This window comes from Photorhabdus luminescens subsp. luminescens (genome assembly GCF_001083805.1).
Classification (GTDB): Bacteria; Pseudomonadota; Gammaproteobacteria; order Enterobacterales; family Enterobacteriaceae; genus Photorhabdus; species Photorhabdus luminescens.
Window position 1 is genome coordinate 354,145 of sequence record NZ_JXSK01000002.1, and the last position, 13,329, is coordinate 367,473.

A 13,329-nucleotide genomic window follows, 5' to 3' on the forward strand; every position below is an offset into this window, starting at 1 on the left:
GATTAAATATTTTTGGCTAGTTTTTTACTTTCGATTGCTATTATAACGGCAAAAATTATAACTGATTTACTTATCAATAAAGGAGAAAAATAATCTCATGAATAATAATACAAACTTCAATTTTTATACGTGCACACCTCTTATTTATTGTTCGTATAAATCTGCATACATTTTTCTCGACCAGATAATTAGGATTAATTAAATTTCAGTTAATTATAAAATATCCTTATTTAAATTACGTGGTTGGCATATCTATTGCTAAACTTAAAGATAAGTGCCTATACCCAATGGATTTCAAGATGCATCGCGACGGCAAGGGAGCGAATCCCCGGGAGCATAGCTAACTATGTGACCGGGGTGAGTGAGTGCAGCCAACAAAGAGGTAACTTGAAAGATAACGGGTATATATCCATATATCATATATAGGGAATTAATATGAAAAATAAACTCATTAGCACACAACAATCTATAGCGCATTTTTATGATGGGATGACTATCATGGTAGGCGGTTTTATGGGCGTAGGCACACCTCCCCGCTTAATCACCACATTACTGAACTCCGGCGTCAAAGATTTGACAATCATTGCTAACGATACCGCAGATGTTGACGTTGGCATTGGCCCCCTTGTGGTTAATAACCGGGTGAAAAAAGTCATCACCTCACATATTGGCACTAATCCAGAAACCGGGCGCAAAATGCTCGCTGGAGAAATAGAAGTAGAATTGGTTCCTTTAGGTACGTTGATCGAACGTATTCGCTGCGGCGGAGCTGGTCTGGGTGGATTCCTGACCCCTACCGGAGTGGGCACTATTGTAGAAAACGGGAAACAAAAAATAACCGTCAATGGAACAGACTATTTGTTAGAACTCCCCTTACGTGCTGATTTGGCGCTAATTCAGGCCCATCTTGCCGATCATTATGGCAATCTCACCTACCAACTCACTGCCCGAAATTTTAACCCAGTCATCGCTCTGGCGGCGGATATTACACTTGCCGAGCCAGATGAACTGGTTGAAGTAGGTGAAATCACACCGGATTGCGTTATGACACCTGGCGCATTGATCGACTACATCATTTATCCAGAAGGAAACTCATAATGAACGCCAAACAACTTATTGCCTACCGTGTTGCACGTGAATTACAAGACGGCGATGTTGTTAATCTCGGCATCGGCATTCCCACGCAAGTCCCTAATTATCTGCCGGATAACATTCATATTACTCTCCAGTCAGAAAACGGCATTCTAGGCCTTGGTCCCATTACAAAAGTACATCCCAATCTGGTCAATGCTGGCGGAAAACCCTGCGGTATCCTGCCCGGCGCCGCCATATTTGACAGTGCCCTCTCTTTTTCCCTGATCCGAGGCGGTCACATAGATACCTGTGTTCTGGGTGGTTTACAAGTTGACCAGCACGCCAACCTAGCCAGTTGGATGATACCGGGGAAAATGGTGCTTGGTATGGGAGGAGCAATGGATCTTGTCACTGGCGCCCGCAAGGTCATCATTGCAATGGAACATTGCACCAAAGACGGTTCAGCAAAAATCCTCAAGCAATGTACTCTACCGCTTACCGCCATCAATAAAGTCAGCATGATTGTCACTGAATTAGGTGTCTTCTGCTTTGAACAGGACCAGTTAATCCTGAAAGAACATGCCCCAAATGTCACATTAGAGACTCTGCGGGAAAAAACCGCAGCAGAATTTAGTATCGCACATGATCTCAAAATCATGCCTGTATCGAAGGATAATGTATGATTAGCGATATCCTGACTGGTTTTATCGGCGCCATTTTATCACCTCACCAATTGCTGCTACGCATGAATGTTCACTGGTCGGATTATAAATAGCAAAGAGTCGAATAATAGTGAATAAATAATCCAAGTTCTCCTTCACATCTGCCAGTTCAATAGAGATATTTTCATGCAACTGCATAGTTTATAATAGTTTATATCGTTTCTTACTAGTCATATAACTAAAAACAAATTAATTTTTTATTTTATTAATGCATTTCACCTTATACTCAAGGAATAGCCCCACCTAAACATTCGATATTATTGGATATATTTCTGGTTACAAAATTTTTAATTATTTATTACTAGCAACCATACAAAAATAATTAACCTTATAAGATATAAGAATATTCCATTATTTTCGTTCCTAACTAGACTATGATCGATGTGAATTGCCGGGAATTATTTTCACAATAATTCAATATGTTAATTATAAAATAGTATTATTTAATTTGAGGAAAGTATATGAGTCCCAAGAATGATTTTAAAGCTTTTTCCATTAGTAATAATGCTAACGTAGTCAGCCAAGAAGGGTATGAAGCAAGCCCGGCTTTAAAGACTGGATTTCCATCAGAAAATATCACCACTCATTTACTCAATAAGGTATTACGTCAATCTTCAGCAATATCATCTGCAATAGCTAATTTTATCGTTACACAATATGGCGATGATGTTCTGGATGATGGGGATATAGCAAAACTCACCACCCAATTAAATAAAGCCTTAGAAAAAAAGATCACGACAGAAGTCCCAAGTGCTTCACTAACCCAGAAAGGAATAGTTCAACTCACAGATAAAACAGGCAACAGCAATGCACTTGCAGTCACTCAAAAACTTGTTTCTGATGTAAATGATAATGCTAACAACAGATTAGCAAAAAACCAAAATGGCGCAGACATTCTTGATAAAAACGCGTTTGTAAAAAACCTCGGCTTAACAGAAACCATCAACTTAGCTAAAAATGCGGTACCGAATAGTAGAAAAATTAATGGGAAAGCGTTAACCGGAGATATCAATCTGAATGCCGGGGATGTGGGGGCATTTAAGCTCGGATTAACAGAAAGATACACTGTTAGTAATCCAGTCCCCTGGAACGTAAACACCGGGTTATATGATTTGCTGAACCCTGGAATAGATTCTGCTCATATTGCTCATTTCAATAACGGAACTGGAAGTTGCCCTGCTTTTCAGTTGAAAGTACTGTACAAAAATGGCGGGATTGCTTATCGCTCTGCTCGTGACAATTATGGCTTTGAGGAAGATTGGGCTAATATTTATACGACAAAAAACAAACCGACGGCGGCGGATATTGGGGCAGTTAAGCTCGGATTAACAGAAAGATACACTGTTAATAATCCAGTCCCCTGGAACGCAAATACAGGGTTATATGATTTGCTGAACCCTGGAATAGATTCTTCGCATATTGCTCATTTCAATAACGGAGCTGGAAGCTGCCCAGCTTTTCAGTTGAAAGTGCTGTACAAAAATGGCGGGATTGCTTATCGCTCTGCCCGTGACAACTATGGCTTTGAAGAAGATTGGACTAATATTTATACAACAAAAAACAAACCGACTGCGGCGGATATTGGAGCATATACAAAATCCGAGGGATCTGAATTTATCCAACCAAAGTATATTAATTCAGCGAATCTAAGTGATCTTACCGCATGGATAAAATCATTGCCGCAGGGCGGTCATGCATTCAGATTTGCAGAGAATCATGGTGGCATTGGATATTCGTGGTCAGGCGGCTATATAACAAGAATGCATGACATATGGGCAGGATTTGTCGCAAATTATGACAATGCTGGCGGCATCAGCTTCATCCACGGAAATGATGGAGGTGGAAATACAAAAGTTAGCCGACTTTGGACAGATAAAAACGCCCGCTCCGATGCTAACGGCATTCTCAGAGTATCCAGCCCAGTTGTCGATATTCATCCAGACGGAACTTACGAGTTAACTAGCGAAGCTGACGGAGTGACTGTTAAGCGCGTAGATACAGGGAAATATCGTATCAGCGGCTGCAACGGTTTTGCCAAAGATGGTGCGTGGGGCATTCACGGTGGAACTATCATCCCGGCGGACAGCAACGGGTTAAATCTGATTTGGATTCGTGAATCGGTAGACACAGCCAGCGGCGATATAACAATCGAATGTTACCATCGTCAAAATAAAGACGCGCCAGAATTTGCTCAAAATAAGCGCGTAAAAAGCGTAACTGCAACAGGAGAAGTCATTTATTACAATGATGCTGAACCCTGCGATATTCCAGACGGAAGAGTCATTAATATTCGTGTGCAACTACCTGAAATGTAATCAGGAGCAGGCTCCCTAAAAGGGAGCCCCAGACCGCTGACAAAACTCCTTAAAAATATGAGGCTGATCAATCATAATTATTATTACTGAATACCGTTTTGCAATTCATGCAAAGCAGCCACTTGCAAAAAGTGGCTACGATTCTTGTACAAGTTTGGGCTTGCTTTAACTTGATCATCGATTTTCTTTGATAACAAATCAGGCAGAGTGACGTTGAATTTTGTCGATTTACCTAAATATGGTTCAACATCAATGTCAATTACAGCCCATGCCCACCCTGCGTATTCTTCATCTTTGATCCAGTAATCCAATGGCTTTGAGTCAGGGGGTAATTGGTTCATTTCGGCCAATAACTCTAAATGCCCAGTGATAGCTTCCTTGGAGTTTTTTATTGCATCCTCCATTGAATCACCCGCCGAGAAACAACCTGATATATCGGGCACAACCACGCCATAAGCGCAGTTCTCATCACCAATTTCAATCGCAATAGGATATAACACGTTATACTCCTCCAATAATTTTGAAAAATTTGATTAGTGCAGATGCAGATAAGGGGGCTTATAGCCCCACTTGCTTCTGTATTTTCCTGAGCAATCCCACTTTGATTTCCTGCTTGGGATGTGGAATTGTCAACAGGTCATTACGTTCAGGGTGCTTAAAATGATGATGGCTCCCGTTGATTCTTACCAGCACCCACCCTTTTTTCTCAACTTCTTTGATTAAATCTGCACTTCTCAAATCAACTCCATCTGTTTAACTTGGCAATTAAAATAACCCCAATAACTCCAATTGTCAATAAAAAATAACCTCAATAACCCTATTTAAATTAGAGCACGATTAGATGTAGCACAGGAAGGTTTTAGTTGGTTATTAAACAGTGTCTGAGTCTCAGCCGATTTGGTATTAAACGATTCGACCATGTTTTTCAACCGATAACCATGACGTGTTAACGTCGATTTGAGATCATTAATTTGCCTGGCCATAGGAATAAAGATAACCTAAATGAAACATCTAAGGGTGTTTAAGGATGGCATTTAGGGGGTACTGAAATGAGACGGTAGGGATACATAACGATAATTTCATTGCCACTTAAAGTGAGTATAAGGAGATGGATTGCAAGTATGACGATGTTTAAATGCAAGCAGCTACAGCTAGAGTTATTTTCCGTTCAGTTAGATTTGATGGAATTGAACAACTTGAAGAAGAGAATGACTTATCAAATAACTAACTATTAGTTGAATTCTTATTCAAAAGTCGTAATGCTTGAGGATTTTTTGTTCACTATCGGACAGCAACGGCATTGAGCCGTTACTGGATGGTTTTTGGGGACCAGCTCGTCAAGCGAGAGGGTTTCTGGCGGGAAAGTTTGGGGAGGCGGTGTTCTTAACATAGCGGCAAGCTCCGTCTGGTGAACGGAACTTCATTAAAACAAAGTGCCGGATAAAAAACCAGCACTTTGTCAATAATCTGCGAATCCCACTTAAAAAGTGGGATTCTGTTGATATCCGATGGCTAGACCTTTGTCATCAATCTGAGGTTCCCCAAGAAGGAAGCCTTAATTATCAAGGCAGTTGTACTCTATCAGGCTTACTTACGACGCCAGCTTGTCCCTTGCGGGCCATCTTCCAATTCAATACCCATCTCATTTAACTGATTACGAGCAGAATCTGCCAGCGCCCAATCTTTATTTTTTCGTGCATCATTACGCTGCTTAATCAGTGCTTCAATTTTAGCAATCTCTTCATCATCAGCCTGAACACCACGGTGCAAGAATTGTTCCGGCTCTTGTTGCAACAAACCTAAAATACCTGCCAACTTGCGTAATTCAGCCGCTAAACCATTCGCTGCGTCCATATCTTCTGATTTCAGACGGTTGATTTCACGTGCCATATCAAACAATACCGAATAAGCTTCCGGTGTATTGAAATCATCATTCATTGCTTCAATAAAACGCGCCTCAAATACTTCACCACCGGCCGGCTGTACAGAAGCATTTGTACTTCGCAGAGCAGTATAAAATCGTTCAAGTGCGGTACGAGCCTGCTTTAGGTTATCTTCTGTATAGTTAAGTTGACTGCGGTAATGACCTGACAACAAGAAATAACGCACTGTCTCGGCATCGTAATATTCCAGTACGTCACGGATAGTAAAGAAGTTGTTCAGCGATTTGGACATCTTCTCTTTATCTACCATTACCATCCCTGAATGCATCCAGTAATTCACATACGGGCCATCATGGGCACACGTAGATTGTGCGATTTCATTTTCATGATGCGGAAACATCAGATCAGCACCACCACCATGAATATCAAAATGATTACCTAGCTGTTTACTGTTCATGGCAGAACATTCAATATGCCAACCTGGACGGCCCGCTCCCCACGGCGATTCCCAGCTTGGTTCCCCAGGCTTGGACATTTTCCACAACACGAAATCCATCGGGTTACGCTTGACATCAGCCACTTCCACTCGCGCCCCTGCTTGTAACTGGCTGAGATCCTGACGGGAAAGCAATCCGTAATCCTGATCACTTTCGACGGAAAACATGACATCGCCATTATCTGCAACATAAGCGTGACCACGTTTTATCAACGATTCAGTCAGCTCAATAATCTCCGGGATATGCCGGGTCGCACGTGGTTCCAGATCAGGGCGTAAGATATTCAGCGCGTCAAAATCTTTGTACATTTCCGCCAGCATACGACCGGTCAGATCATCACAACTTTCACGATTTTCCGCCGCCCGCTTGATAATTTTGTCATCAACATCGGTCACATTACGTACATAAGTTAAATCGTATCCCAGATATCGTAGATAACGAGCAACCACATCAAAAGAAACAAAGGTTCTGCCGTGACCAATATGGCACAGGTCATAAATCGTGATACCACACACGTACATCCCTACTTTCCCTGGATGGATTGGCTTAAATTCTTCTTTCTGACGGCTGAGGGTATTGAAAATTTTTAGCATCGAGATTTTCCGTAAATTCACTGTACGTGTGTTAAAAATAACGAATTGATAATTCTGGATTTATGTCCTTATCTCATCAATAAATGCTCGATATGGCATAATCCAATAGGATATTGAAACCTGATATTCAGCGCTTTGCAAGGTTGGCGATCAAGATAGCTCACTGAAACTAATAGGTACTGACTCATTATGGTAGATGTGATATAAAAGCCGCCTGGTCCGAATGCCCTAACTGGGTTAATCAAAACTATTATTAGGATTTCAATTATGGTGACTTTCCATACCAATTTTGGCGATATCGTAATTAATACTTTCGCCGATAAAGCTCCTGTAACTGTTGAAAATTTCTTGAACTACTGCCGCAATAGCTTCTACGATAACACTATTTTCCACCGTGTTATTAACGGTTTCATGATTCAGGGTGGTGGATTCGAACCCGGTATGAAACAAAAGCCGACTGATGCAGCTATCAAAAACGAAGCCAATAACGGTCTGAAAAACAACCGTGGTACTTTGGCAATGGCCCGTACTAACGATCCACACTCAGCAACCGCGCAGTTTTTCATTAATGTTGTTGATAATGATTTCCTGAACTTCCGCTCTGAGCGCCCTGATGGTTGGGGTTACTGCGTCTTTGCCGAAGTGATCGAAGGTATGGATGTTGTTGATAAAATCAAAGGCGTTTCTACTGGTCGCAGCGGTATGCACCAAGATGTACCACTCGAAGATGTTATCATCGAAAAAGTGACTGTCAGCGAATAACTCACCGCGTATGTGTACACTTTTTATCGCAGATTTACATCTCAGCGAACATGAACCGGCAATCACTGCCGGTTTTCTACGTTTCTTGCGTGAGGATGCCATTCAGGCAGATAGCCTCTATATTCTCGGCGATCTGTTCGACTATTGGATTGGCGATGATGATGACAATCCTCTCCACCATGAAATTGCTAGCGCATTAAAAACAGTGCAACAACAAGGTGTTACCTGTTACTTTATTCATGGCAACCGCGATTTTCTACTCGGTTCGCGCTTTGCGAAAGAGAGTGGCATTATCTTGCTCCCACAGGAAAAAGTACTGGAACTGTACGGTAAGCGAGTGCTTATTCTGCACGGCGATACCTTATGTACTGACGACGAAGGCTATCAACGATATCGGAAGCGGGTTCATACCCCGTGGGTCCAACGTCTGTTTCTACTACTACCTCTGTCTATCCGTCAAAAAATCGCCGTCAAAATGCGCGCAAACAGCCAATCGGTCAACAGCAGAAAATCCGAAGCCATTATGGATGTAAACCAGCAAGCTGTTATTGATACTTTTGAGCGGTATCAAGCTGACTGGATGATTCATGGACACACCCACCGCCCTTTTGTACATGAAGTTCCTCTGCACGATAAAACCGTTTACCGTGGCGTACTTGGCGCATGGCACCAGCAGGGATCAATGTTCAAAATAACGGATAAATCAATCGATTTGATCTCTTTCCCATTCTGATCAACCAAGAACACCTACATTCAGGTATCACAATACAAGTATAAAGTAACGCAATCGTTTTCCTTAGCCTACGAGCATGATATGATCCGCGGCCTTACAGCGCTATTTTCGTTCTGGTGGACGTTAAAACACAGGAGCATTTGATTTATGACTGCCCGGCCTGATTCAGCAGGAACAACTCAACACAACGCCAAAATCGCCATCGTTATGGGTTCTAAAAGCGACTGGGCTACCATGCAACATGCAGCGGATATCCTGACTTCTCTTAATGTGCCTTTCCACGTTGAAATTGTTTCTGCCCATCGTACGCCCGATAAACTCTTTAGTTTTGCCCAACAAGCAGAACAAAACGGTTTTGATGTCATTATCGCTGGCGCCGGTGGCGCCGCCCATTTACCCGGCATGTTGGCAGCCAAAACGCTGGTCCCGGTTCTCGGCGTACCCGTACAAAGCGCCGCACTGAATGGCGTAGACAGCCTCTACTCTATCGTACAGATGCCAAAAGGAATTCCTGTCGGCACACTTGCGATTGGGAAAGCCGGCGCGGCAAACGCAGCCTTACTGGCCGCACAGATTCTGGCTCGTCATGATAAAGATTTGCTGCAACGCCTCAGCCATTGGCGTGAAAAACAGACTCAGGATGTACTCGATAATCCCGATCCGCGGGAGGAAGCATGAAGCCAGTTTGTGTATTAGGTAATGGTCAGCTCGGCCGCATGTTACGTCAGGCAGGCGAACCTTTAGGCATCACGGTTTATCCTGTTGGTCTGGATGCAGAACCCGAAGCGGTTCCTTATCAGAATAGTGTTATTACCGCTGAAATCGAGCGCTGGCCGGAAACGGCCCTTACCCAAGAACTTGCCCGCCATAAGGCTTTCGCGAATCGAGATATTTTTCCCCGTCTGGCCGATCGTCTGCCACAAAAACAGTTAATGGATAGCCTCGGGCTAGCAACTGCGCCGTGGCAATTACTCTCTGATACCAACCAATGGCCGCAATTATTCTCTGAACTCGGTAATTTCGTTATCGTTAAGCGTCGCGTTGGTGGTTACGATGGGCGTGGGCAATGGCGTATCCGCCCCGGAGATGAAACAGAATTACCCGCCGATATTTATGGTGAATGTATTGCTGAGCAAGCAATTCCTTTCTCTGGCGAAGTTTCACTGGTAGGAGCCCGCAATAAAAGTGGCGATTGTGTATTCTACCCTTTAGCGCACAATTTGCATCAAGATGGTATTCTCCGTACCAGTGTTGTCTCTCCTCAGGAAAATGGCCCTTTACAACATTACCATTTACAGCGTTACCATTTACAACAACAGGCCGAGAGTATGTTGTCAGCTATTATGCACGAGTTGAAATATGTCGGCGTGATGGCAATGGAATGTTTTATTGTCGGTGATAATTTACTGATCAACGAACTCGCGCCACGAGTTCACAACAGTGGTCATTGGACTCAAAACGGCGCATCTATCAGCCAGTTTGAATTACATCTCCGTGCTATTCTGGATTTGCCCATGCCTCGACCAGAAGTCACTGCGCCGTCAGTTATGATCAATTTGATTGGTACAGATATCAATACACAATGGCTTAGTTTGCCCTTGGTACATTTACATTGGTATGAGAAAGAAGTTCGCCCCGCACGTAAAGTGGGTCACCTTAATCTTTCTCACTTTGATAAAAATGAATTAAAAAATACATTGCAGAAACTTATCCCCATGTTGCCATCTGAATATCAGAGCGGCCTTGAATGGGCGCAGGAAAAATTAATGTAACTAACGTCTGATACTGGCATTGTTTATTGATCTGATTATCTTGATTTGTGTCCACAATAGTCCTAAATAAGGACACAAATAGTAAAAGACAAAGAGGCACACATGAATACAGCCACGTTAAAAGTTGGTGTTTCTGAAGAGCTGATAAATGCGGTAGAACAAACTACCCGGAATAATATGTCTAGCTTTGTCCGCTTATTAACTAGAGCGATAGAAGAACACCATGTTCCTAATGCTACAACGCAGGCAGCAATTCATGAGCTGGACAGTGGTAGCGGTACAAGTGTAGATACCATAGATGAGTTTTGGGACAAAATTTTCCAATAAAATATGCTCAGAATTCACTATTTTAAGCAAAACTCAGGTTAACTATTTATCATGAAATATATAACACACGGACATCAAAATAATCAGGCGTTTGTCATTTAATGGCCTGGGATTAATTGTGGAAGCGGAAGTAAAGTGACTTACCGCTTCACACCTCAACTCATTCCAACCTATACCCTTCATCTTTCAAGCTGCTGCTTTGTTGGCTGCTTTCACTCACCCCAGTCACATAGTTATCTATGCTCCTGGGGATTCGTTCACTTGCCGCCGCGCTGCAACTCGAAATCTATTAGGTATATTTATATTTCTTCAATTATTATATTGACCTACTAGCATTAATCGATCTGGATATAGTATCTACAATCGTTCTCGTTGTTTGATCTATTTCATAATTAAGTAAATCACCAACTTTAATATTACCCAGATTAGTCATCCTTAACGTTTCTGGAATTAAATTTAACTCTATAGTCTTATCTTCTTCATTTATGCCATTGATTGTTAAGCTACAACCATGCAGCCCAATAAAACCTTTATGGAAAAAATATCTTATATTATCGCCAGGAATATTAATCACTAATCGATAAGTTTCACCCGCTTTAATAAAATTAACGACTTTTGCTACACCTTCAATATGTCCATATAAGCTATGACCACCATTTTCTTTATTCATTTGATGTGATCTTTCAATATTAACTTCATCTCCTACATTTAAAAACTTTAATGTGGTCACATCAGCCGTAAAATCTGATATATCAAACCAGACGATATCGTTGTTAAATTGGGTGACAGTCAAGCATGTACCATTAATCGCAACACTGGCCCCCACAGAAACATCATCAAAGAAATGGTTATTATTACTGACGGTCAATGTACTAAATCCGTCTCTTTTCTCAAGAGATAATACACTTTCTTTTCCTTGCACAATTCCAGTATACATAATCACCCTCTTTTATTAAGTAGAAATACCCTTATTACATAAGAAAATCTATTTTTCCCATGAATATATTTATGATAAAAAGTTATTAAATTCGTTAACAAGTCTTTCTTAATCTATGAATGAAATATTTATCATATATACCCTTCATCTTTCAAGCTGCTGCTTTGTTGGCTGCTTTCACTCACCCCAGTCACATAGTTATCTATGCTCCTGGGGATTCATTCACTTGCCGCCGCGCTGCAACTCGAAATCTATTAGGTATAATTGACCTTATTGAAAATTCAAGTGATAAATCAAGATATAACGAACTTCTCTGCCCGATGATTTCCAATTATATCAGATTTTTTATGGAGTTGATGATTTTTTACCATTAAATTGATAATCATCGAATATAGCTAAATTTGTAATCCAAAGCTATTTTTTTAGTCTATTAGAATACTTCATCTTTCCTCTATCTCACTTAACTAAAAGTACATGATAATCAAAAATTCAACCAAATGATTATAAGACAAAATATTTTATTTACCATCTCCTTTTTATTATGAATAAATCACATGGATAATATAATAATAAGATTAACTTATCATTATAAACTCAAATTAATTAACAATATGCCTTCAAATCCACAACATAAAATTAAAGCAAAGATCTATTGCTAATTAAACAATCAATATCTTAATAACATGGAAAAATGACTTAAGGTTAAAACAATTTTATTTTTCTATTCCTTTATCAATAAAACCAAATCTCCCTTTGACAAAACTACCTTATTAGATCAATGTTAGCTACCATCAGCCTGATACTGTATGAGAAGGGGAACCTTCGTGTTACTTGCCTTAAAAACCCGCAACACAAAAAGTTGTCCACCGAATTTTGTCACTTCCAAGCGCTCTTTTCCATTTTCTTGTGCTACTTATCTGGCAATAGTCCGACATTGGTTCGATACCAGATTGAAGAAAAACGGATTACCGGCAATGCTATTATCGCTGCTGGCAATCAATCAAGCTCAAGCCAGCAATTTTGTTAATTTTCAATCTATTGATACCAGCCTGTATATGCAATTTGAAAATCAGGTCGATCCTCAAAAAACGATTTCACCAATTTTAGAGGCTTTCGGCGACTACAGTATCGGCGATATGTACGTCTATAGTATTTGGCAAAACTCGCTGCAAAGTGATTATCAAGGTGATAAGAGTACCTACTATTATAAATTTGTCCCCAGAGTAAGCTTGAGTAAAGTCACTGGTAATGACCTCTCTTTTGGGCCAGTAAAAGATATTTTATTCGCTCAATGGGTTGCCAAAACTAAGGGGATAGATTACGACTATTTCCCCGGTATCAGTATTGACTGGCAAGCTAGCTGGATTAGCTGGTTACGGACAATTTTTTATTTTGAGAATAATGCCAAAGGAAGCTGGAATGATCAGCGAATCCATATCGACTACGGAATTCCCTTCAATAACCGTTTAGGTGATTTCCGGGTTGTCGGCACTTTTGATTATACATTAGGTTTACACGGACAGCCTGAAACTATCGATTTCAAACCAGAATTGCACTATGATTTAGGAAAATCCCTTGGTCATCAACCCGGTCATTTATGGATTGGCATTGTTCTGAATCCCATAAAAAATAAATATAAAATAAGGGATACACCTTATTACCGAACCGATCAATTTAGCTACGGGATCTCTATTCGGTACAGTTTTTTCTGATA

Annotated in this window: 13 protein-coding genes and 1 pseudogene; 9 read left to right on the top strand and 5 right to left on the bottom strand. The window is 41.0% G+C overall.

Features of this window, described 5'->3' with window-relative positions:
* The first annotated feature begins 435 nt into the window (after window positions 1-435).
* The 3 genes from atoD to TI10_RS06510 all read left to right on the top strand — a co-directional run bounded on the left by atoD (window position 436) and on the right by TI10_RS06510 (window position 4,111).
* Complete coding sequence (gene atoD, locus TI10_RS06500) at window positions 436-1,098, top strand: acetate CoA-transferase subunit alpha (RefSeq protein WP_049582510.1); 663 nt, start codon at window positions 436-438, stop codon at window positions 1,096-1,098.
* A complete protein-coding gene (locus TI10_RS06505; RefSeq protein ID WP_049582511.1) occupies window positions 1,098-1,757 on the top strand; it encodes a CoA transferase subunit B in 660 nt (219 codons plus the stop codon). Before atoD ends, TI10_RS06505 begins: the two co-directional genes overlap by 1 nt.
* Window positions 1,758-2,257: 500 nt before the next feature.
* Window positions 2,258-4,111 (top strand): phage tail protein, encoded by a 1,854-nt coding sequence (locus tag TI10_RS06510; RefSeq protein ID WP_049582512.1) that lies wholly within the window; start codon window positions 2,258-2,260, stop codon window positions 4,109-4,111.
* 83 nt (window positions 4,112-4,194) lie between these two features.
* On the opposite strand, the gene TI10_RS06515 is transcribed toward TI10_RS06510, so the two are convergent.
* The 4 genes and pseudogenes from TI10_RS06515 to cysS all read right to left on the bottom strand — a co-directional run bounded on the left by TI10_RS06515 (window position 4,195) and on the right by cysS (window position 7,084).
* The gene (locus TI10_RS06515) at window positions 4,195-4,611 is read right to left on the bottom strand and encodes a type II toxin-antitoxin system HicB family antitoxin (RefSeq protein WP_049582513.1); all 417 of its coding nucleotides are present in this window, start codon (window positions 4,609-4,611) and stop codon (window positions 4,195-4,197) included.
* A 58-nt stretch (window positions 4,612-4,669) separates the two neighbouring features.
* Window positions 4,670-4,849, bottom strand: coding sequence for a type II toxin-antitoxin system HicA family toxin (locus tag TI10_RS06520; protein WP_036805646.1), 180 nt, complete (start codon window positions 4,847-4,849; stop codon window positions 4,670-4,672).
* 83 nt (window positions 4,850-4,932) lie between these two features.
* Window positions 4,933-5,094: pseudogene (locus tag TI10_RS25865) on the bottom strand (hypothetical protein); the annotation flags it as partial.
* Between the two features lie 604 nt (window positions 5,095-5,698).
* Entirely contained in the window at window positions 5,699-7,084 is a 1,386-nt protein-coding gene (gene cysS, locus TI10_RS06525; protein ID WP_049582514.1) for a cysteine--tRNA ligase, read from the bottom strand.
* Between the two features lie 267 nt (window positions 7,085-7,351).
* On the opposite strand from cysS, the gene ppiB reads away from it, so the two are divergent.
* The 5 genes from ppiB (at window position 7,352) to TI10_RS06550 (ending at window position 10,678) form a co-directional block, all read left to right on the top strand.
* Window positions 7,352-7,846 (top strand): peptidylprolyl isomerase B, encoded by a 495-nt coding sequence (gene ppiB / locus TI10_RS06530; RefSeq protein ID WP_011147946.1) that lies wholly within the window; start codon window positions 7,352-7,354, stop codon window positions 7,844-7,846.
* 10 nt (window positions 7,847-7,856) lie between these two features.
* Entirely contained in the window at window positions 7,857-8,579 is a 723-nt protein-coding gene (gene lpxH, locus TI10_RS06535; RefSeq protein WP_049582515.1) for a UDP-2,3-diacylglucosamine diphosphatase, read from the top strand.
* 147 nt (window positions 8,580-8,726) lie between these two features.
* The gene (gene purE, locus TI10_RS06540; RefSeq protein WP_049582516.1) at window positions 8,727-9,257 is read left to right on the top strand and encodes a 5-(carboxyamino)imidazole ribonucleotide mutase; all 531 of its coding nucleotides are present in this window, start codon (window positions 8,727-8,729) and stop codon (window positions 9,255-9,257) included.
* Entirely contained in the window at window positions 9,254-10,351 is a 1,098-nt protein-coding gene (gene purK / locus TI10_RS06545; RefSeq protein ID WP_049582517.1) for a 5-(carboxyamino)imidazole ribonucleotide synthase, read from the top strand. Before purE ends, purK begins: the two co-directional genes overlap by 4 nt.
* A gap of 102 nt (window positions 10,352-10,453) precedes the next feature.
* Entirely contained in the window at window positions 10,454-10,678 is a 225-nt protein-coding gene (locus TI10_RS06550; RefSeq protein WP_049582518.1) for a hypothetical protein, read from the top strand.
* A gap of 316 nt (window positions 10,679-10,994) precedes the next feature.
* Here the strand turns inward: TI10_RS06550 and TI10_RS06555 are convergent, their stop codons facing one another.
* On the bottom strand, window positions 10,995-11,615 hold the full coding sequence (locus TI10_RS06555) for a riboflavin synthase subunit alpha (protein ID WP_049582519.1): 621 nt from the start codon (window positions 11,613-11,615) through the stop codon (window positions 10,995-10,997).
* Window positions 11,616-12,439: 824 nt separating this feature from the next.
* On the opposite strand from TI10_RS06555, the gene TI10_RS06560 reads away from it, so the two are divergent.
* On the top strand, window positions 12,440-13,327 hold the full coding sequence (locus TI10_RS06560; RefSeq protein ID WP_244161533.1) for an outer membrane protein OmpK: 888 nt from the start codon (window positions 12,440-12,442) through the stop codon (window positions 13,325-13,327).
* Window positions 13,328-13,329 lie beyond the last annotated feature (2 nt).